Source organism: Pseudoalteromonas sp. SG45-1, assembly GCF_014164135.1.
Taxonomy (GTDB): Bacteria; Pseudomonadota; Gammaproteobacteria; order Enterobacterales; family Alteromonadaceae; genus Pseudoalteromonas; species Pseudoalteromonas distincta.
The window spans coordinates 1-19,271 of record NZ_JACJEP010000016.1; the positions used below are offsets into that span (position 1 = coordinate 1).

General features: G+C 40.5%; 25 protein-coding genes. 4 read left to right on the forward strand and 21 right to left on the reverse strand.

The window, feature by feature from the left end; translation table 11 throughout:
- Positions 1-939: 939 nt before the first annotated feature.
- The 18 genes from rplQ to H5117_RS13705 all read right to left on the reverse strand — a co-directional run bounded on the left by rplQ (position 940) and on the right by H5117_RS13705 (position 11,659).
- The gene (gene rplQ, locus H5117_RS13620) at positions 940-1,341 is read right to left on the reverse strand and encodes a 50S ribosomal protein L17 (protein ID WP_002959450.1); all 402 of its coding nucleotides are present in this window, start codon (positions 1,339-1,341) and stop codon (positions 940-942) included.
- Positions 1,342-1,380: 39 nt separating this feature from the next.
- Positions 1,381-2,367: a DNA-directed RNA polymerase subunit alpha gene (locus H5117_RS13625; RefSeq protein ID WP_002959452.1), complete on the reverse strand. Its 987-nt coding sequence runs from the start codon at positions 2,365-2,367 to the stop codon at positions 1,381-1,383.
- 24 nt (positions 2,368-2,391) lie between these two features.
- Positions 2,392-3,012 carry a 30S ribosomal protein S4 gene (gene rpsD / locus H5117_RS13630; RefSeq protein WP_002959461.1) on the reverse strand — a complete coding sequence of 207 codons (621 nt, stop codon included), beginning with the start codon at positions 3,010-3,012 and terminating at the stop codon, positions 2,392-2,394.
- A 21-nt stretch (positions 3,013-3,033) separates the two neighbouring features.
- A complete protein-coding gene (gene rpsK, locus H5117_RS13635; protein WP_002959471.1) occupies positions 3,034-3,420 on the reverse strand; it encodes a 30S ribosomal protein S11 in 387 nt (128 codons plus the stop codon).
- Positions 3,421-3,432: 12 nt separating this feature from the next.
- Positions 3,433-3,789, reverse strand: a complete 357-nt coding sequence (rpsM, locus tag H5117_RS13640) for a 30S ribosomal protein S13 (RefSeq protein ID WP_002959473.1) — start codon at positions 3,787-3,789, stop codon at positions 3,433-3,435.
- A gap of 125 nt (positions 3,790-3,914) precedes the next feature.
- Positions 3,915-4,028 carry a 50S ribosomal protein L36 gene (gene rpmJ, locus H5117_RS13645; RefSeq protein WP_002959476.1) on the reverse strand — a complete coding sequence of 38 codons (114 nt, stop codon included), beginning with the start codon at positions 4,026-4,028 and terminating at the stop codon, positions 3,915-3,917.
- A gap of 22 nt (positions 4,029-4,050) precedes the next feature.
- A complete protein-coding gene (secY, locus tag H5117_RS13650) occupies positions 4,051-5,379 on the reverse strand; it encodes a preprotein translocase subunit SecY (protein ID WP_002959478.1) in 1,329 nt (442 codons plus the stop codon).
- Between the two features lie 10 nt (positions 5,380-5,389).
- Positions 5,390-5,824: a 50S ribosomal protein L15 gene (gene rplO / locus H5117_RS13655; RefSeq protein ID WP_002959480.1), complete on the reverse strand. Its 435-nt coding sequence runs from the start codon at positions 5,822-5,824 to the stop codon at positions 5,390-5,392.
- 4 nt (positions 5,825-5,828) lie between these two features.
- Entirely contained in the window at positions 5,829-6,011 is a 183-nt protein-coding gene (gene rpmD / locus H5117_RS13660) for a 50S ribosomal protein L30 (protein WP_002959482.1), read from the reverse strand.
- Positions 6,012-6,013: 2 nt separating this feature from the next.
- Positions 6,014-6,520, reverse strand: a complete 507-nt coding sequence (gene rpsE / locus H5117_RS13665) for a 30S ribosomal protein S5 (protein ID WP_002959485.1) — start codon at positions 6,518-6,520, stop codon at positions 6,014-6,016.
- A 9-nt stretch (positions 6,521-6,529) separates the two neighbouring features.
- Positions 6,530-6,880, reverse strand: a complete 351-nt coding sequence (gene rplR, locus H5117_RS13670; RefSeq protein ID WP_002959486.1) for a 50S ribosomal protein L18 — start codon at positions 6,878-6,880, stop codon at positions 6,530-6,532.
- Between the two features lie 9 nt (positions 6,881-6,889).
- On the reverse strand, positions 6,890-7,423 hold the full coding sequence (gene rplF / locus H5117_RS13675) for a 50S ribosomal protein L6 (protein WP_002959488.1): 534 nt from the start codon (positions 7,421-7,423) through the stop codon (positions 6,890-6,892).
- 13 nt (positions 7,424-7,436) lie between these two features.
- Positions 7,437-7,829: a 30S ribosomal protein S8 gene (rpsH, locus tag H5117_RS13680; protein ID WP_002959491.1), complete on the reverse strand. Its 393-nt coding sequence runs from the start codon at positions 7,827-7,829 to the stop codon at positions 7,437-7,439.
- Positions 7,830-7,850: 21 nt separating this feature from the next.
- Positions 7,851-8,156: a 30S ribosomal protein S14 gene (gene rpsN / locus H5117_RS13685; protein ID WP_006794245.1), complete on the reverse strand. Its 306-nt coding sequence runs from the start codon at positions 8,154-8,156 to the stop codon at positions 7,851-7,853.
- A gap of 10 nt (positions 8,157-8,166) precedes the next feature.
- The gene (gene rplE / locus H5117_RS13690; RefSeq protein ID WP_010554915.1) at positions 8,167-8,706 is read right to left on the reverse strand and encodes a 50S ribosomal protein L5; all 540 of its coding nucleotides are present in this window, start codon (positions 8,704-8,706) and stop codon (positions 8,167-8,169) included.
- 16 nt (positions 8,707-8,722) lie between these two features.
- A complete protein-coding gene (gene rplX, locus H5117_RS13695; RefSeq protein ID WP_002959496.1) occupies positions 8,723-9,037 on the reverse strand; it encodes a 50S ribosomal protein L24 in 315 nt (104 codons plus the stop codon).
- Positions 9,038-9,047: 10 nt separating this feature from the next.
- On the reverse strand, positions 9,048-9,416 hold the full coding sequence (gene rplN, locus H5117_RS13700; RefSeq protein WP_002959498.1) for a 50S ribosomal protein L14: 369 nt from the start codon (positions 9,414-9,416) through the stop codon (positions 9,048-9,050).
- Positions 9,417-9,688: 272 nt separating this feature from the next.
- Positions 9,689-11,659 carry an AsmA family protein gene (locus H5117_RS13705; protein ID WP_182738356.1) on the reverse strand — a complete coding sequence of 657 codons (1,971 nt, stop codon included), beginning with the start codon at positions 11,657-11,659 and terminating at the stop codon, positions 9,689-9,691.
- 232 nt (positions 11,660-11,891) lie between these two features.
- Here H5117_RS13705 and H5117_RS13710 point away from each other — a divergent pair, with 232 nt between their 5' ends.
- The 4 genes from H5117_RS13710 to H5117_RS13725 all read left to right on the forward strand — a co-directional run bounded on the left by H5117_RS13710 (position 11,892) and on the right by H5117_RS13725 (position 14,802).
- Positions 11,892-12,311, forward strand: a complete 420-nt coding sequence (locus H5117_RS13710) for a hypothetical protein (RefSeq protein ID WP_002959502.1) — start codon at positions 11,892-11,894, stop codon at positions 12,309-12,311.
- Positions 12,312-12,319: 8 nt separating this feature from the next.
- The gene (locus H5117_RS13715; protein ID WP_002959505.1) at positions 12,320-12,520 is read left to right on the forward strand and encodes a helix-turn-helix transcriptional regulator; all 201 of its coding nucleotides are present in this window, start codon (positions 12,320-12,322) and stop codon (positions 12,518-12,520) included.
- Positions 12,521-12,675: 155 nt separating this feature from the next.
- Positions 12,676-13,839, forward strand: coding sequence for a hypothetical protein (locus tag H5117_RS13720; protein ID WP_024606326.1), 1,164 nt, complete (start codon positions 12,676-12,678; stop codon positions 13,837-13,839).
- Positions 13,840-14,115: 276 nt separating this feature from the next.
- Positions 14,116-14,802: a TorF family putative porin gene (locus H5117_RS13725; protein ID WP_182693254.1), complete on the forward strand. Its 687-nt coding sequence runs from the start codon at positions 14,116-14,118 to the stop codon at positions 14,800-14,802.
- A 54-nt stretch (positions 14,803-14,856) separates the two neighbouring features.
- Here the strand turns inward: H5117_RS13725 and H5117_RS13730 are convergent, their stop codons facing one another.
- The 3 genes from H5117_RS13730 to H5117_RS13740 form a co-directional block, all read right to left on the reverse strand.
- Positions 14,857-15,192, reverse strand: a complete 336-nt coding sequence (locus H5117_RS13730; protein ID WP_182738358.1) for a Bor/Iss family lipoprotein — start codon at positions 15,190-15,192, stop codon at positions 14,857-14,859.
- A complete protein-coding gene (locus tag H5117_RS13735) occupies positions 15,189-15,500 on the reverse strand; it encodes a Bor family protein (protein WP_002959514.1) in 312 nt (103 codons plus the stop codon). Before H5117_RS13735 ends, H5117_RS13730 begins: the two co-directional genes overlap by 4 nt.
- A 183-nt stretch (positions 15,501-15,683) precedes the next feature.
- Entirely contained in the window at positions 15,684-19,262 is a 3,579-nt protein-coding gene (locus H5117_RS13740; protein ID WP_182738360.1) for a M1 family aminopeptidase, read from the reverse strand.
- Between the last annotated feature and the right edge of the window lie 9 nt (positions 19,263-19,271).

A 19,271-nucleotide genomic window follows, 5' to 3' on the forward strand; every position in this document is an offset into this window, starting at 1 on the left:
AGCTTGGCTGTTAGAACTCAATCTGTACGAGTGCCCACACAGATGATTGCTTTATATTGTTAAAGAACGTTGCGATTATAAAGTTGAACTTTATCTCGCTAGGGCTGCGCATATTACGCTTTCCTGTTTTTTTGTCAACACTTAAATTTAAACTTTCTAAAAAGATTCAATCTAAGTTTTACTTAACACCCTGAGTTGTTCGTGCCTCGCTATGCGTTGGCGTTTCCCGTCTCAGTGGGGTCGCATTATAGGGAGATCCGAAAACAGATCAACCCTTTTTTGAAGAAAACTTGAAATAATGTGTTGTTCGCTGAGTATTTGAGCTAAACGCTCAAAAACACAACTAAACCACCTGTATTGAGAGGTTTATAGAGCTATTTAAAGTCAAAGTTATGGTAACTAGTGATCAGTAGAGACATATTTGGATCATCAATGCTGAAAAAGCCAACCAATAAGTTAAGAGTCGTGTTACTAAAATCATTTGAAATAGTCAAAAGCTGAGATTTAAATTCATTGGGCTATATTTTTATTTGAGAAGTGAGTTTACTAAGGCCCCAATGGTTAGCTTTACTATGAGGTTCTTAGTACCGGTATATAGATAAGAGAACGACCCCATATATCTTCTGATCAGCTCTAATCAATAAAAACTTCGTTAGGGATTGCTTAATGGCAGTTAAATTCGAAGTGCTATTATTAATAACTGTAAATCACTATATAAAGTGAAAATGATATTTAACTAAAACCGGATAGGCTATTTTGGATGAATGGTAAGTAAAGGTAACTAGGCTAAGTTATTAAAACAGCAGTCAAAACAACCTATCGATTCAGAATCTATGAGTCGATGCACATAATAAAAGGTAATTACTGGTTCATATAGTTTGACAAATTTTAGGCAAGAAAAAGCCGAGCATAAGCTCGGCTTTTAGGTTTCTTTAAGACTTACTCTGCAGACTGTGCGTCTTCTTGAACTGCTTCGCTAGTCGCTGGGCGACCAACTAGTTCAATATAAGCCATTGGTGCATTATCACCAGTACGGAAGCCACACTTAAGAATACGAGTGTAACCACCTGGACGATCCGCGTTACGTGGACCGATTTCACTGAATAATTTACCAACAACTTCATTATCACGCGTGCGAGCAAACGCTAAACGGCGATTTGCTACACTGTCAGTCTTAGCCAGTGTGATTAAAGGTTCAATTACACGACGTAACTCTTTCGCTTTTGGCAAAGTAGTTTTGATGATTTCATGTTTCACCAAAGAACCTGCCATATTGCTAAACATCGCTTTACGATGGCTACTGTTACGGTTTAATTGACGACCACTCTTACGATGGCGCATGACCCTATCCTTCTAACTAAACTAATATAGTGATTTAGATTATTCAGCTAAGCTTGCAGGTGGCCAATTTTCTAGGCGCATACCTAGAGAAAGTCCACGTGAAGCTAGCACGTCTTTAATTTCAGTTAGAGACTTCTTACCTAGATTAGGCGTTTTAAGAAGCTCAACTTCAGTGCGCTGAACTAAATCACCGATATATTGAATTTGCTCGGCTTTCAAACAATTTGCTGAGCGTACTGTTAATTCAAGATCATCAACTGGACGAAGTAGAATAGGATCGAATTCTGGCTTCTCTTCTTTCTCTTCTGGCTCAGTTACATCACGTAAATCTACGAATGCATCTAATTGCTCAGCTAAGATAGTAGACGCACGGCGGATCGCTTCTTCTGGATCTAAAGTGCCGTTTGTTTCCATATCAATGATTAACTTGTCTAAATCTGTACGTTGCTCAACTCGAGCTGATTCAACCGAGTACGCAATACGTTCAACTGGGCTAAATGATGCATCAAGCAACAATCTACCAATTGGACGCTCATCGTCATCAGAGGATAAACGACTAGATGCCGGCACATAACCACGACCACGTTCAACACGAATACGCATGCTGATCTCGCTGTTATTTGTAGTTAAATTACAAATAACGTGATCTGGATTAGCAATTGTTACATCGCCATCGTGCTGAATATCAGCCGCAGTAACAGGGCCTACACCAGATTTAGTCAGGGTCAGAAAAACTTCATCTTTGCCTTCTAACGTTACTGCTAAACCTTTAAGGTTTAATAGTATTTCAATGATGTCTTCTTGAACGCCTTCTTTCGCGCTGTACTCATGTAATACACCGTCGATTTCAACTTCAGTTACTGCACATCCAGGCATAGATGAAAGTAATATACGGCGTAAAGCATTACCCAGAGTATGGCCAAAGCCACGCTCTAATGGTTCTAAAACTATTTTAGAACGCGTTGGGTTGATAGCGTCGATGTCGACTAACCTTGGTTTTAGAAATTCTGTAACAGAACCCTGCATTTTATCCTCTCTTAACTCTTAACTTTACTTAGAGTAAAGTTCGACGATTAGTTGTTCATTAATGTCCGCAGACAGGTCTGAACGCTCAGGTAGACGCTTAAAGCTGCCTTCCAATTTCTTACCGTCAACTTCAACCCAAGTCGGCTTTTCACGTTGCTCAGCCAACTCTAGAGCAGCGATGATACGTGCTTGCGTCTTAGACTTCTCACGGATTACAACAGTATCTTCTGGAGTAATTACGTATGAAGGAATGTTCACAACACGACCATTAACTAAAATCGCTTTATGGCTTACTAACTGACGTGCTTCTGCACGTGTGCTAGCAAAACCCATGCGATATACAACATTGTCTAAACGTTGCTCTAAAAGCTGTAACAAGTTTTCACCTGTGTTGCCTTTAAGGCGAGCAGCTTCTTTATAGTAGTTACGGAATTGCTTTTCTAATACACCGTAGATACGACGTACTTTTTGCTTTTCACGTAATTGTAAACCGTAATCAGATAAGCGACCTTTACGAGCGCCGTGCTGACCAGGTGCAGTCTCAAGTTTACACTTAGAGTCGATAGCTCTTACGCCGCTCTTAAGGAACAGGTCAGTACCTTCACGACGACTCAGCTTGAGCTTAGGGCCCAAATATCTTGCCATGTTATTTCTCCTAACCTATTGTTAAACGCGACGTTTCTTCGGTGGACGACAACCATTATGTGGTATTGGCGTCACGTCAGTAATGTTGGTAATACGGTAACCAGCAGCATTCAAAGCACGTACAGCAGACTCACGACCTGGACCTGGACCTTTAATGAAAACTTCTAGATTTTTTAAACCGTATTCTTGAGCAGCAGTACCTGCACGCTCTGCAGCAACCTGAGCAGCAAATGGTGTAGATTTACGTGAACCACGGAAACCTGAACCACCGGCAGTAGCCCATGATAGTGCATTACCTTGACGGTCGGTAATCGTTACAATAGTGTTGTTGAAAGACGCATGAACATGAGCCATACCATCAGCAACTTGTTTTTTAACCTTTTTACGACGAATTGGTGTCTTAGCCATAATACTATCCCCTTATCGCTTAATAGGCTTACGAGGACCCTTACGGGTGCGCGCGTTAGTCTTAGTTCTTTGACCACGTAATGGTAAAGAGCGACGGTGACGTAGGCCACGATAACAACCAAGGTCCATTAGGCGCTTGATATTTAAAGTAACTTCACGACGAAGATCACCTTCAACAGTGTACTTGCCAACTGCATCACGCAGTACGTCAAGAATTTCGTCTGAAAGTTCACCGATTTTTGTGGTTTCGGCGATACCAGTCGCTTCTAAGATAGCCTTAGAGCGAGTCTTACCTATGCCATAAATAGCTGTTAAACCAATAACTGCATGTTTATGATCAGGGACGTTAATGCCAGCAATACGGGCCACTAACACATCTCCTATATTCGAATTTGGTAATCAAAAGTTTGAAAAGCCCGTAAGGATACTCAAACGAAGACCAAATCACTACTAAAAACACAGGCCGAGAAAACTCAGCCTGCACGACTGTTTACTTAGCCTTGCCTTTGCTTATGCTTAGGCTCACTGCAAATTACGCGTACTACACCAGCACGTTTAATAACTTTACAGTTACGGCATATTTTCTTAACGGAAGCACGTACTTTCATTGCTCAACTCCGTAAACTGACCTTATCGACCGTAGCCTTTAAGGTTCGCTTTTTTCAGCACAGAATCATACTGATGAGACATCAGGTGAGTCTGTACTTGTGCCATAAAGTCCATGATTACTACAACGATAATCAAAACTGATGTACCGCCGAAGTAGAATGGCGTTTGCCACGCCATCGTCATGAATTCAGGCACCAGACAGATAAAGGTTATATACAAAGCACCTGCCAATGTCAGGCGTGTCATCACTTTATCAATGTATTTAGATGTCTGCTCACCTGGACGAATACCTGGGATAAATGCGCCAGATTTCTTAAGGTTATCTGCTGTTTCACGTGGGTTAAAAACCAACGCTGTGTAGAAAAAGCAGAAGAAGATAATAGCCGCAGCTAAAACAAGCGAGTACAACGGTTGACCTGGAGTCAACGTAGTAGCAACAGCTTGTAATACATCAGCGACTGGACCTTCACCTTGGCCGAACCAGCTAGCAATTGTACCAGGGAACAGAATTATACTGCTAGCGAAGATTGGTGGAATAACACCCGCCATATTTACTTTTAGTGGTAAATGCGTGCTTTGGGCAGCAAATACTTGACGACCTTGTTGGCGTTTAGCGTAGTTAACAACAATACGACGTTGTCCACGTTCGAAAAACACTACAAGATAAGTAACAGCGAATACGATTACCGCAACCATCAACAGTACAAAAACATTCAAATCACCTTGGCGCGCCATTTCGACTGTCGAACCAATAGCAGACGGCAAGTTAGCTACAATACCAACAAATATTAGAACAGAGATACCGTTACCGATACCGCGCTCTGTTATTTGTTCACCCAACCACATAAGGAACATAGTACCAGTAACTAAACTCACCACAGCGGTGAAATAGAAACCCATACCAGGGTTAACAACTAACCCCTCCATCATGCCCGGTAAGCTAGTAGCAATACCGATTGATTGAATAGTAGCTAGCACAAGCGTGCCATAGCGTGTGTACTGGCTAATTTTTTTACGCCCTTGCTCACCTTCTTTCTTAAGCTCTATAAACGGAGGATACATATGCGTTAATAGTTGCGTAATAATCGAAGCCGAGATATACGGCATAATACCCAGTGCTAACACTGAAGCTCGCTCAAGTGCACCACCACTGAACATGTTGAACATTTCAACAATGGTGCCCTTTTGTTGCTCGAAGAAATCGGCAAGTACAGCGGCGTCAATCCCAGGGATCGGCACAAATGAACCTAGACGGTAAATTATGATAGCACCCAATACGAAGAGTAATCGGCGCTTCAATTCCGAAAGTCCACCTTGTGCACTTTTTGTATCTTGACCTGGTTTAGCCATTAGTACTTCCTTAGTCTTCTACCTTGCCTCCGGCAGCTTCAATAGCTTCGCGAGCACCTTTAGAGGCTTTAAGGCCTTTAACGGTAACAGCGCGTGAAACTTCGCCAGATTTAACAACTTTAACGAAAAGAACGTTCTTTTTAACTAGACCAGCTGCTTGTAACGCGCTTAGGTCTACCACATCGCCTTCAACTTTAGCGATTTCAAAAAGGTTTATTTCTGCAGATACTAAAGATTTGCGAGAAGTAAAACCAAATTTAGGTAGACGACGTTGCATAGGCATTTGACCGCCTTCAAAACCAACGCGTACTTTGCCGCCAGAACGTGATTTTTGACCTTTGTGACCACGACCACCAGTCTTACCTAGACCAGAACCGATACCACGACCAACACGTTTTGGAGCAGTTTTTGAACCTGCAGCAGGTGAAAGTGTATTCAAATGCATCGAATTAACCCTCTACCTTAACCATGTAAGAAACCTTGTTTATCATACCACGTACACATGCTGTGTCTTCTAACTCAACAGTGTGGTTGATACGACGTAAACCAAGACCGCGTAATGTAGCTTTATGTTTCGGTAAACGACCGATAGAGCTTTTTACTTGTGTTACTTTTACAGTTTGATTTGCCATGGTTACCCCAGTATTTCGTCTACGCGAAGGCCACGTTTTGCAGCGATTGACTGTGGAGAATTCATATTCTCAAGAGCCGAAATCGTTGCACGTACTACGTTGATTGGGTTAGTAGAACCGTAACATTTAGAAAGTACGTTCTGAACACCAGTCACTTCTAGTACTGCACGCATAGCACCACCTGCGATGATACCAGTACCTTCAGAGGCTGGTTTCATGAACACTAGTGAGCCAGCATGACGTCCCTTAACAGGATGCTGTAATGTATTGCCATTTAGGTCTACATTGATCATGTTGCGACGTGCTTTTTCCATTGCTTTTTGAATAGCAGCTGGAACTTCACGTGCTTTACCATAACCAAAACCTACTTTACCTGCGCCGTCACCAACTACAGTTAGTGCAGTAAAGCTAAAGATACGACCACCTTTAACTACTTTAGACACACGGTTCACCGCGATTAGCTTTTCAGCTAGATCAGGCTGTTGTTGCTTTGCTTCTACGTTAGCCATAGTCTACTCCTAGAATTGCAAACCGGCTTCACGCGCAGCATCAGCTAGCGCCTTCACACGGCCGTGATATTTAAAGCCACTGCGATCAAAAGCAATCTTTTCGATGCCTTTGTCAGCCGCACGTTCAGCAACCGCTTTGCCAACTGCTTGCGCAGCTTCAACGTTACCGGTGCCTTTAACTGTTTCGCTAATAGCCTTTTCAACAGTAGAAGCAGCAGCCAGTACATTACCCTCAGCATTTACAACTTGAGCGTATATGTGACGTGGCGTGCGGTGGATAACAAGACGCGTTGTGCCTTGTTCAATATAATTTCTACGAGTGCGTTTAGCACGACGTAGACGAGCTGTTTTTTTATCCATCGTCTTACCTTACTTCTTCTTAGCCTCTTTACGGCGTACATTCTCATCTGAATAACGAACACCCTTACCTTTATAAGGCTCAGGTTTACGGTATGCACGAATGTTAGCAGCTGTTTGACCAACTAACTGCTTGTCTACGCCCTTAACTAGAACTTCTGTTTGGCTTGGAGTTTCAATCGTAATTCCTTCAGGAACTGCGAAATTAACTGGGTGTGAGAAGCCAAGAGTTAAATCCAATGTTTTACCCTTCGCTGCAGCACGGTAACCCACGCCTACTAACTGAAGTTTCTTCTCGTAACCTTCATGCGTACCAACAACCATGTTGTTGATTAGAGCGCGAGCAGTACCTGCTTGAGCCCATGCATTAGCTACGCCATCACGAGGTAAAGTAGTAATAACGTTGTCATTTACTTGTACTTCAACAGCGTTGTTGATTGTACGAGTAAGTTCACCGTTTTTGCCTTTAACTGTGATTTCCTGGCCTTTTAATGTAACTTCTACACCGGCAGGAACAGTAATTGGTGCCTTTGCTATGCGAGACATAGTTCCCCTCCGATTAAGCTACAAAACCAATGATTTCACCACCAACACCAGCACTACGTGCTGCGCGGTCTGTCATTAGGCCTTTAGAAGTTGATACGATAGCGATACCAAGACCACCCATTACCTTAGGTAATTGGTCACGTTTCTTATAGATACGTAAACCAGGGCGACTTACACGCTGGATATTTTCAATTACAGCTTTGCCTTCGAAGTACTTCAACTCGATAGAAAGCTCAGGTTTAGTTTCGCCGTTAACAGCGAAATCTACGATATAACCTTCGTCTTTTAGTACTTTAGCTAATGCTACTTTCAGCTTTGAAGTTGGCATCGTTACAGATACTTTCTTCGCTGATTGACCGTTACGAATTCGTGTGAACAAATCCGCGATAGGATCTTGCAAGCTCATAGTCTTACTCCCATGATTCTATTACCAGCTAGCCTTTTTAAGGCCAGGAATTTCACCGCGCATAGCTGCTTCGCGAACTTTAATACGGCTCATGCCGAATTTGCGAAGGAAACCATGTGGGCGGCCCGTAATGTTACAACGATTACGTTGACGTGCAGGGCTAGAATCACGTGGTAAAGCTTGTAGCTTAAGTACCGCGTCCCAACGATCATCTTCAGATGTGTTAACATCACTGATGATAGCTTTTAGTGCAGCGCGCTTTTCAGCGTACTGAGCAACTAGTTTTGTGCGCTTTGCTTCGCGCGCTTTCATAGAATTCTTTGCCATAACCCTACCCTTATTTCTTAAATGGGAAGTTAAACGCTTCTAACAACGCACGGCCTTCCTCATCAGATTTCGCAGAAGTAGTGATAGTAATATCCATACCGCGTACACGGTCTACTTTATCGTAATCGATTTCTGGGAAGATGATTTGTTCACGTACGCCCATGCTGTAGTTGCCACGTCCATCAAAAGACTTTGCACTTACGCCACGGAAGTCACGAATACGTGGGATAGCGATTGATACCAAACGCTCAAAAAAGTCCCACATACGCTCGCCGCGTAGGGTTACTTTACAACCAATCGGGTAGCCTTCACGCACTTTAAAGCCAGCAACAGATTTGCGTGCTTTAGTGATTAAAGGTTTCTGACCAGAGATTGCTGCTAGATCCGCTACTGCGTTATCTAAAATCTTCTTGTCAGCTAGGGCTTCGCCCACGCCCATATTCAATGTGATCTTTTCGATCTGAGGGACTTGCATGACAGAGCTGAAACCAAACTTCTCTTGAAGTTCAGCAACTACTTTGTCTTTATATACTTCATGCAGTTTCGCCATCATTCTACTCCAACTATTAGATAGTTTTACCAGTAGATTTAAAGATACGTAATTTCTTACCATCTTCAATCTTGAAACCTACACGATCAGCTTTACTCGTTTCCGAGTTGAAGATCGCAACGTTTGATGCATCCATAGATGCTTCTTTCTCAACAATGCCGCCAGCTTGGTTCAATTGTGGAACCGGCTTTTGGTGTTTCTTGATCAAGTTTATGCCTTCGACAAAGATTCGACCAGATTCAGTAACAACTGAAAGCACTTTTCCGCGCTTACCTTTGTCTTTACCTGCTAGTACGATTACTTCGTCATCACGACGTATTTTTGCTGCCATGATTGGCTCCTTACAGTACTTCTGGGGCTAGTGAAACGATTTTCATGAACTTATCATTACGAAGTTCGCGAGTCACAGGGCCGAAAATACGTGTACCAATTGGCTGTAAGTTATCATTTAAGATAACAGCAGCGTTGCTGTCAAAACGGATCAGAGAACCATCTGGACGGCGAACACCTTTTCTGGTACGCACAACTACCGCGTTTTTAACATCACCTTTCTTCACTTTACCGCGAGGAATAGCTTCTTTTACAGAAACTTTAATGATGTCGCCAATCGCTGCGTAGCGACGGTGAGAACCACCAAGGACTTTTATACACTGCACTTTGCGAGCGCCGCTGTTATCAGCAACTTCCAGCTGAGTTTGCATTTGGATCATGTTAATGACCTCCGGTGTAGTAATTACAACGTGTCTTAAATTTGTTTAAAATCAAGACATTTCGATTAAATCCCACTCAAAAACAAACGAGTTGTCTCTTAAGGGCGGGCAATTGTACCAGCATTGAGGGGGTAGCGATAGGTTATTTTTTAATTAATTTGGAGTGATGGGAAATTAAAGCTGAGTAATTACGGCTATGTAGCTATTTTACAGGTGGTTACAAAACAAACAAGGCACCTGTAATGTGCCTTGTTTGTTTAAAGTGTAATAAATTAACCAAATAAACCTTTTAATTTATCTTTAATTTTATCTTTTGCTTTGTCTTTGGCTTTTTCTTTTGCCTCATCGACCTTCTGCTTAGCTTCATCTTTGAGCGCATCACCAACATCTAGCTTTATACCTACATCGTGGAAAGGCCCTTTTATACGTAGTGGTATTTTAAAGCCAGTGCTGTCATCGGTAGTTCCCTGACCTTCGATAGATCCAACTATACCTGTAACCAAACGATAGTTGACCGTTGTTTGCGGTAAATCAACGTCGCCTTCACCTGATATTCTAATAAGTGGGCTGATAAGTGATAGGTCGGTATTTTTGCCAACGCCATTAGTAAAGTTAAAACTTCCAGTTAATGCTGAAAAATCTGTTTGCTCAGATTCTTCAAATCCGGTATTAAGCCCTTCAGATGCAGCACCAAAGTTACCTGAAATGAGTTCCTTACCTTTACGAACCATCTCAGCTATATTTGCACCTTTTACAGCTCCATCAGCAAACTCAAATCCAAGCTTTCCATTAAGCGCATCAATAAACGACTTTTGACTTTGGCCAGTTGTGTTTAGGTTCCAATTTAAAGACCCCTTACCCATTAGCTTGTCAAAACCTGCCGCATCCGTTAATAAAGGCTGTGCATCTATTCCAGCTAAGTCAAAGTTAGTTGATATTTTATAAGGTACTTGCTGTGCGTTTACATTGATAACGCCTTTACCTGACCCTTCATAAGCAGAAAAGCTATCTAGGCTTAGTTTTGCAACGCTATTTTTTAAAGCAACAGTAAATTGATTTGCGCCTAATTTAATATCATTGGCTTTTAATCCACTTGAACGAATCACTACATTTGCATCTAGTGAATTTAATGCACTTAAATCAATTTTAGTGTCATCCCATACTATTGGCTCTGCAGGTTTATCTTCTTGCTCTTCTGGCTCTTCTTGTTTTGCCACTGCTTCAGGTAGATACGGGTTTAAGTCAAGCATACCTAAATTAATATCAGCATTTACTACTAAACGCTTACCTAGGTTAAGCTCGCTCTTACCTTTTATTTCTAATGCGTCTAACGTCGCAACTAAATCTTCTAGATTAAATTTCTCACCTAGTAGGTGCATTTTACCGTTTACACTAAATCCGTTAAATGCATTGTCTTTAGCGTCTAGCTCTACACCTTGCCATTTCGCAATACTTTTAACAGACTCACCGCTTAGTGCTAACTGACCCTTAATATCTTGGCCTTGCTTAGCTATGCTCCCTTCGAACGTTAAATCAACTAAACGAGAATCTAAGGTTTGTTTAACATTAAAAGTAGCACCTTCAATTGCTTTAGCAGGAGTATCTAATTTTATATCAAGATCAAAACGCTCTTGCATATAAGTAATACCTCCTTTTACTTCTAATGTTTTACGAAGTGAAGGAAGTAAAATAGCGAGTTCTAAATCGCTAATTTGTTGTTTGGCACCTGTTTGACCATCTAGATAAGTGAATGTGCCGCCATAAATAGCAACCTCACCTAACTCAATATCAAAGTTATCTGGAAGCTTTATCGCTTCACCTGGTTGGCTCTGCTCTTTTGGTTGCTCTGCAACTACATCAAACAACTGCCAATTGGCTTTACCATTTTTGTCGGTTTCTAATAGGATATTTGGTTCGTTTATAACAAACTTATCTAATTTAAACTCACCACCAAATAATGAAAACCAAGGTATGTGTACAGCAAGCTGTTTCATACTCGCCATATCGGCGCGCGAACCTGATTCCATATTTGCAAAATGCACGTCGTTAAGTTCTAACTTTAATGCAGGGAATACACTAAGTGTTTTATCACCTTTAATAGTAAGAGTGCGCCCAGTTGTTTGTTCTACCTGTTCTGAAACTTTGTTAAAAATAGTATCAGTAGGGATTAAAAACGGTGCGGCAACAATTAGTGCTATACATAGTAAAAGTATTACACCTACAATTTTAAGTAAGGTTTTCATGATCGTCCTTTCAAACGTGCAAATAATGTTCTTATCATAGCGAGTGTTAGCCTTAAAATCATTGTCGTTCTGATAAAAAAGCTTTTTATTAGATATTACATTCCCATCCTGAATCGCCCCTGAAACATTTTGATACCTTTAGGTTACAAATAAATATTGACCCAATGAAACCTTAAGGTTGCATTGATACCTACAGGTTACATATTGTAAAAATTTTAAAAGGAAATGAGCTATGTCTAATTACGATATTAAAAGTGAAGAAAAATTTATGGGCCAAAATGCATGGTTTTCATTATTCATGGGGGTCACTTTATTAATCATTAGTGTTTACCCAATGCTTAATCAAACATCAGCCCCACTATTGTTTTTAGGAACTGCTGCTTTTTTAGGTTCATTCTTTATGTTTGTGATCAGAGGCGGGTTTACATGGAGAATGAAATACCACCTTACATATAAAGATGAGTATTTAAATACCATCGACACTATTGCCTATAAACATGTCGTGCTTGGCTTACTTTTTAGTATGGGTGGCGTGTACTTACTCTCCGATACTCTTGCTTTAGAAGTATCTCACAGCATGATGGCTACATTTTACCTTGCTGTAATGAGTTTAATATACGGCGTATCAATTCTTTGGCAAAGCAAAGATTAGGAGCAAAAGTGCAAAATAAAATTGCAAAATACCGCAAAGAAGCAGGCCTTTCTCAACAAGACTTGGCTGATCTAATTGCGGTTTCACGTAAGACTATTAGTACAGTAGAAACGGCACGATTTACCCCTTCGGTAATAATTGCTCTAAAAATAGCAAAGCATTTTAATACCTCAGTTGAAAGTCTCTTTGTACTAGATAAAAATGATTGATACATGTTAAAGCGTTGGTCTCATTCTATTAGCAAAAACACCGATTTAGCTACTTCAATTACAACGTATGGAGGACAGCGCTGTTGTTATTAGCGTAATTGCGCTAAAATAGACCAGCAAAAAAATATATATCTAAACCGGAGATTCTACAAGGCATGAAAAAACTGCTAATTTCACCGTCAAAAATGACGCTAGGCGAACAAGAAAATCAAATCTATCAGAACATTCTGAAGCAATCTTCAGAATTAAGCCTTAACCTTATGGCCGTGAAAGTAGAAAACCACCCTGATGATTTTTTACCTTGGTGTTACGAATTGCTAAGTGCAAGCAGAGATCGTATGAACTACGACTTACTAGAGCCGCAGCAATTACCAGTACTTAAGAAGCTACACGATCAGCTTATTTCAGCTATCAGCTTTTTACAGGTTAAAACTTTACGTATTGCTCCGTGGCCTGTAGTAAGTGTATTTGTAGAACAACACAAAGACGTTATTGCTCTTGATGAACAGCTTCGCTTAGTAGACTACATTAAAAGCATTCGTGAACAATCTCTTAAAGATATGATTCCTGAAGACTTACTTGCGTTTAGCGGTAAGCACATGGCATCACTTGATCCAAGCACATACAACTTTGACGTTGAATGGTTTGCATCAACAAAAAGTGCGAAGAGCTTTCATCAAATGCTTGGCGATTTACCAGGTGCCTTTGACGATGCACTAGTAAATATTCCACTTGAAGGTGACATTACTCAATACGAATATCAACAATTTGTTGCTGCTTATTCAAAAATATTCACCGACAATAATGAAAAACCAACACTTGCGCCTGCAACACGACTGCTTGCAATGCGTCGCCCTGATATATTTACTCCGATCACAAACAATCGATTAGATGCATTATGCGGTGCCCTTGGTGTTTCTAAACTAAAAAATAGTGATTTTGAGCGTTACTGGCAAGATATTGTAAAAGGTATTCAAGCTATGTCATGGTACAAAATGGCTAAACCTAGTAATGAGTTAGAAGAACAATTAGTTGCTATTAAAGCACTAATCCCATGTTTCTTTCACTATGCTGATGCAAAAACACCAGATAACTCTAACTACATCAAACTGTTAAGTAAGCCTAAACGAACTACAACTACGACAGGTAAAACTCAGCGTAGAGGTAAAGAGTCTGCAGAAATTTTAGTAGACCGCGCACTTGCTGCTGACGATATTCCTGAGCACATTCGCAGTAAGCGCGATTCAATTGTGAGTGAAGTTCAAAAAGGTCGTAGTGTAAACGAAACAATTAGCCTTATGCGCACTATATTTGGCTAAAAACTTCTAATTTAGCCGTACTTTCATGGTGCGGCTAGGTTAATTTATGCACCAACAGTGTGCGCAACATCTTCCTACATACCATCTCTCTTCTCAATCTATAAAATACAAGCCCATGTTTTTAATGTATAAAAATAATTTTTAATAAAAAATAATGAAGCTGGCACATACAGTGCAATTATCCCGTTAGTTAAACAATAAAAAGCCGTCAGCCTAAAGGTTCCGAATACATAATAAAAACCTTGGCGAGCAAAAATCATATAACGGGAAATGGACATGCTAAAACTAAAAAAAACCATCGCTATAAGTGCTATAGCATTAATGGGCGCAACATCTTTAACATCAACAGCCGTACATGCTGAAGTAACAGCTAATGCAGCGGCAACATCAAACTACTTATGGCGTGGTCAAGAGCAAACTGGGGGCGATGCAGCTATTTCAGGCGGTATTGATTACGCCAATGAATCGGGCTTTTATGCAGGTACTTGGGCTTCAAATGCATCGTGGGCAGATGAAATGACATATGAGCTTGATTTATATGCAGGCTTTGGTGGCGACATTAACGAAAGCGTTAGCTATGATGTTGGCTATATTTATTACGCTTACCCAGATGCAGCTTCTGAAGCTGACGCAGATTTCTCTGAAATTTACGGTAGCATCAGTGTTGAAGGCTTTACATTTGGTGCTTCAGTACTTGCAACATCAGCTGCAAGTGGTGATGGTACAGACTTTGGTGATTCACTTTACCTGACAGCTGACTACGGTTTTGCTATTGGCAGTAACGGCACTGAAATGGCACTTCACTTAGGCCACTACTCTGGTGACTTTATTGGCGATGATAATATCTTAGATTACGGTGTATCAATTTCGAAAGATGGTTTCACTTTTGGTTTATCTGATACAGATATGGATGACTCAGATATTAAAGCTTACGTTGCTTATTCTGTAGACTTTAATTTATAAGAAAGAATGTGTTACTTGCTGCGACACGAAGGGCCTTTTGGCCCTTTTCTCGTTTTATAGCTGTTTTGCTTTAAATGGTACCTTATTACATTGTACTTCTACTGTTTTAGGGTACCAAGCTGGGCCAATTTGATTCACAACCACCTCAGCTAAACCATTAGTAAACGATTTATACGTATGAACGCTTTGCCACTCCCCTTGTGGGCAATGTTTTGTTAAATCTAACGGCTCTGATCCCTCGTACAACGCAAGTGCAAAATTATGATGCCACTGTGAGCTTTTTAGCGTTTTATTGCTTACTTTGCTCTGCATACCGTTATCAAAGTAAATATTTGTACACCCCGTTAAAATAATCAGTGTGCAACCGGCTGCAAATAGCTTGATGCTCATAATGTCTCCCCTAGTACTTGCTCTTGGCACCACACTTTAATGGTATGGGGCGAGTATATTCCAAGCGTAATTAAACTCAGCGCTCCATCACTAAACGTTTGTTGTGACTGCATTTGAATAACCGGTGTATTTGAACATATTTGTTTTACGTCTACCCGCTGCTCACCCACTAATCCCCATAAATAAAATGGGCGGCTATCTTCGTAATTAGCTTGGCTCGTTATTTTTGCTGTTGCCTGTGGCTGAATGGTTACCGCAGAACAAGCACTGAGGCTTAATGCTATCGCCCCTATAATTAATGGTTTCATACTCTTCCTTATAAACTAAATACCAGTAAGGTAACTTTATAAGAGAACATAAAATATTAGCGTAAAAAGCTGTGGGGAATATGTAGAAACGCTATGAAGTTTTATACAGTTTATTACACATAAAGGCCGCATAAATGCGGCCTTTAAAGTAGTCAGTTTAAGTGTTTAGTAAATAAATAGACTTTAAAACTTAGCTAAGTTGTTTTTACTGTCTTTGTCGACCAGCTTAATGTAAGGATCAACCCCTGCAAATAATGGTTTTTCTTTTACTTTTAGATCAATAGTATTATTACCAGATACTATTTGATGCTTTTGCGAGTAAATAACAAAGTCTTCAGCGAGTAAGTTTTCAGGGTCGTCGCTAAATAATGCAATATCAATTAGCTCATCGAGCGGCTGCTCAGTTTCTTCACCTTGTCCATCGGCATGCTGCTTAGTTGCTTCAACGCTCAGTGTTACTGTATAAAAACCTTCGCCATCAACATCATCAGTAACCGACACTTCTTTCATTTCAAGCTCATAAAGCGTTATATATTTAAACTGATCATCAATAAAACGTTGTTCAGCTTGTGTTGCATCTCGCTTTAAATAACTAAGTAAATCAATTGTGGTTGGATATGGCGTTGATTGATATTTAAACTCATTCAAAAACGCTTTAAGTGCTGCATTTAAGCGTACTTCACCTAAACGATCATAAATCGCCATCATCGCAACTGAGCCTTTATTGTAATGAAGGTATTGTTGAGCCTGCGTTTTATATAGTGGCATTTCTTCAAAGGCTTCGCCAGTACGGCCCATTAAGTATTTATCTAACTCGTACTTTAAGAATTTACGAAGTTTCTCGGCGCCAAAGCGTTTTTTTAGCACCATAAGCGCACTGTACTGGGAAAGTGTTTCAGAAATAACAGCACTGCCCTCTACATTAGCCCCTGATACTTGATGCCCCCACCATTGGTGCGCAACTTCATGTGCGGTTACATAGTAAGGTAGGTCAACTTTACTCTCATCTCTTAGGTCTGTAATAAAGCCCATACTTTCTGAGTAAGGTACCGTATTGGCAAAACTTTGCGCAAACGAGCGATACTTAGGAAATTCAATAATACGAAGCTGTCTATGCTGATACGGGCCAAAGGCTTGTGTGTAGTAATCTATTGAGTCTTGAACTGACTCAATCATGCGGTCAACATTCCATGCATGATCTTTGTGGTAGTACACCTCAATATTTACACCGTTATGCTCAACCTTTTTACTTTCAAGCTCTGCCGAAAGCACAGAGTAAAAGTTTATAATTGGAGCATCCATTTCATAAACAAAAGTACGGCGCCCGTCTTTTACACTCTCACTTTTTAAGTAACCTGGTGTAATAGCAAATTGTGACTCATCGGTGCTTACCGTTGCCTTATAGTTTATAAAGCCATTAGCAGGCCCAAACTCATTTTGCGTATAATAGCGGCTGTCTTCTAGTTTATGTGCGCGCTCAAGTTCAGGTAAATCGTGCTTGCGGCGCTCATACTTATCGGCAATTTGAAAATACTTTTGATAACCAAAATTTGGCAATAATTCTCCATTATTTATAAATGTACCGTTGTGCACGAGTTGAGTATCAGATCTCCTATCAACAAAACCGTCGTGTTCACGAGAAACTGAGAGCTCGCCTTCTCGTACTTCATTGGGCATTAGCGGTTGTTCAAACTCAAACCATACCATGCCAAAATCGGTTAAACGCTCTACTATTTTTCCGCCCGCCATTTTTACATCCCAGCTTTTAGATTGGCTAGGCTCGTTGATTAACACACGGGTTATTGGCTCGTTTGCGGTATTGGTAAACTTAATTTTAGCCACGGCATTTAAAGCACGCTTTTTAGGATAAATATCAATGTGTAAGTCAACATCAGTTATTATAGGCAGTGGCAAGTCTTTGTATTGTGAAAACTCTTGCTCATACCTTACTTGTAGCGCTTCGTTATCATCACTTGTTACAAACTCGTTGATTACACGGGTGTTGTAATAAATGTTATAACCCGCGCCCACAAATACCAATAAACTTATAACGGCTGCAATCTGGCCTTTTAAAGACATGTTGTAACGCACTAAAGATAAACGAGTACGCAATGATTGCGACGGGCCGCGATGCCATAAAGCAAACCCTACAATAGCTAAAAACACACTCAATGCCCCCCAATATAGGGTATACCAATGCGCGCCTTGTAAAAAATGTCCATAACCATTTATATCAGAATACGGTACGCTACTGCTTTGAGAAAAATGATACATATGATGCTCAAACCCGTAAGCACCCATTACCATTTGAGCAATGTAATACAGAATAAATAAACCCATACCTATGTATTTATTAGGGCTAATTATTTGTAAAAAGAACGCCAATATAGCCATCATAATTAAAGGCAGTAATGTAAGGTAACCCAACCTAAATAAGTACTGACCAAGCTCTAGGTTAAATTGCCCCTTAAATAGCTGCACTGCAATGGTAAACATCATGCCTACTAAATAAAGGCCACAAACTGCAGTGATTAACGCAATAATTTTAGATACCCAAAACACACTGTTATGCACCGGGAAACTGTCAACAATATCACCCATACCACTTTGGCGTTCTCGCCAAACCAGCTCTGCGCTGTAATAAGCAATAATGATAAACATAAACAAAGCGGAGGAGTTTTGAATAATGCCCACCATGTTTTGTGTGAGCGGCCAATCCGTTGTGCCATATGCGCCAATAGGTGCAAAAAGTGGTGCGAGTAACATAGTAATACTGACACCCGCTAAAATCATAAAAGGGGCACTTAATATAACTTGCTTAAGTTCAAATAAGCTGCGCATTACTAATTGCGATTTCGTATTTACCCCTTTTGACTTGTAATTTTTAGCGCTGCTAATAAGTGCTGCTTGTTTGTTTTTTACAAACGTTGAGACAGCAAATTGCTTTTTCTGTTTTTTAGTGACTACGCGATTACCTAACTTTCCGAGGCCAAAAAACATCGCTAAACTTATTGCTACCCATAAAATACGGTTAATTAAAAAATCGCCCGAAAGCGTTAACACTTCAGTATTTTTATCACTTACAGTCCAGTAACGGGTTAAGTCAATTAACGACCCTGTGCCAAATGGGTCTGCGTAAACAACAATATTTCTAAACGCTAAATCGTCAAAATAGATACTCGCCAATTGGTAGGTTATATAAACCACCACGGCCGTTACATATACCGCCATCATGGTTTTAAAATAGACCGCCACACTATTAAAAATAGCACTGAGGACCAATAAGCTTGGCACTGCTAAATATAAGAAAGGCGCTGCGTAATATATAAACTTATTGGGGCCTACTAGCTCGCTATCGAGCCAGCCAACCAACAAGCCAAATTGAGATCCCAAAAATACGCCTAGTGGCACGCTTAAAAACACAATAAGTACAACTAAGTAAGAACCAAAAAAACGCCCTGATTGATAAGCAAGCGGGTTAACGGGCTTACTAAACACCAGCTCATCCATTTTGGTCTCGCTGTTGCGAATCGCTGAGCTTGCAACAAAGTTAACCACTAAAAACATAGCAAGCGTACAAAAGGTAACCGTTAAAACCATAATGGTATAAGGCGAGTTCATATGAACATTAGCCCCACCTAACGGAAACTTACTACTGGAGCTTATAAAAAACGCCATAAAAAAGAATATTAATGAGGTCACATAAAACGAAGGCTGACGCATAAAATAGCGCAGCTCAAACGCTAGCATATTAAAAAACATAGCGCCCCC

Excerpts from the sequence above, each read along its gene's own strand:
- rplQ (WP_002959450.1), bottom strand. The coding sequence starts at position 1,341 with ATGCGCCATCGTAAGAGTGGTCGTCAATTAAACCGTAACAGTAGCCAT.
- H5117_RS13625 (WP_002959452.1), bottom strand. The coding sequence starts at position 2,367 with ATGCAGGGTTCTGTTACAGAATTTCTAAAACCAAGGTTAGTCGACATC.
- rpsD (WP_002959461.1), bottom strand. The coding sequence starts at position 3,012 with ATGGCAAGATATTTGGGCCCTAAGCTCAAGCTGAGTCGTCGTGAAGGT.
- rpsK (WP_002959471.1), bottom strand. The coding sequence starts at position 3,420 with ATGGCTAAGACACCAATTCGTCGTAAAAAGGTTAAAAAACAAGTTGCT.
- rpmJ (WP_002959476.1), bottom strand. The coding sequence starts at position 4,028 with ATGAAAGTACGTGCTTCCGTTAAGAAAATATGCCGTAACTGTAAAGTT.
- secY (WP_002959478.1), bottom strand. The coding sequence starts at position 5,379 with ATGGCTAAACCAGGTCAAGATACAAAAAGTGCACAAGGTGGACTTTCG.
- rplO (WP_002959480.1), bottom strand. The coding sequence starts at position 5,824 with ATGCATTTGAATACACTTTCACCTGCTGCAGGTTCAAAAACTGCTCCA.
- rpmD (WP_002959482.1), bottom strand. The coding sequence starts at position 6,011 with ATGGCAAATCAAACTGTAAAAGTAACACAAGTAAAAAGCTCTATCGGT.
- rpsE (WP_002959485.1), bottom strand. The coding sequence starts at position 6,520 with ATGGCTAACGTAGAAGCAAAGCAACAACAGCCTGATCTAGCTGAAAAG.
- rplR (WP_002959486.1), bottom strand. The coding sequence starts at position 6,880 with ATGGATAAAAAAACAGCTCGTCTACGTCGTGCTAAACGCACTCGTAGA.
- rplF (WP_002959488.1), bottom strand. The coding sequence starts at position 7,423 with ATGTCTCGCATAGCAAAGGCACCAATTACTGTTCCTGCCGGTGTAGAA.
- rpsH (WP_002959491.1), bottom strand. The coding sequence starts at position 7,829 with ATGAGCTTGCAAGATCCTATCGCGGATTTGTTCACACGAATTCGTAAC.
- rpsN (WP_006794245.1), bottom strand. The coding sequence starts at position 8,156 with ATGGCAAAGAATTCTATGAAAGCGCGCGAAGCAAAGCGCACAAAACTA.
- rplE (WP_010554915.1), bottom strand. The coding sequence starts at position 8,706 with ATGGCGAAACTGCATGAAGTATATAAAGACAAAGTAGTTGCTGAACTT.
- rplX (WP_002959496.1), bottom strand. The coding sequence starts at position 9,037 with ATGGCAGCAAAAATACGTCGTGATGACGAAGTAATCGTACTAGCAGGT.
- rplN (WP_002959498.1), bottom strand. The coding sequence starts at position 9,416 with ATGATCCAAATGCAAACTCAGCTGGAAGTTGCTGATAACAGCGGCGCT.
- H5117_RS13705 (WP_182738356.1), bottom strand. The coding sequence starts at position 11,659 with ATGAAAACCTTACTTAAAATTGTAGGTGTAATACTTTTACTATGTATA.
- H5117_RS13710 (WP_002959502.1), top strand. The coding sequence starts at position 11,892 with ATGTCTAATTACGATATTAAAAGTGAAGAAAAATTTATGGGCCAAAAT.
- H5117_RS13720 (WP_024606326.1), top strand. The coding sequence starts at position 12,676 with ATGAAAAAACTGCTAATTTCACCGTCAAAAATGACGCTAGGCGAACAA.
- H5117_RS13725 (WP_182693254.1), top strand. The coding sequence starts at position 14,116 with ATGCTAAAACTAAAAAAAACCATCGCTATAAGTGCTATAGCATTAATG.
- H5117_RS13730 (WP_182738358.1), bottom strand. The coding sequence starts at position 15,192 with ATGAGCATCAAGCTATTTGCAGCCGGTTGCACACTGATTATTTTAACG.
- H5117_RS13735 (WP_002959514.1), bottom strand. The coding sequence starts at position 15,500 with ATGAAACCATTAATTATAGGGGCGATAGCATTAAGCCTCAGTGCTTGT.
- H5117_RS13740 (WP_182738360.1), bottom strand. The coding sequence starts at position 19,262 with ATGTTTTTTAATATGCTAGCGTTTGAGCTGCGCTATTTTATGCGTCAG.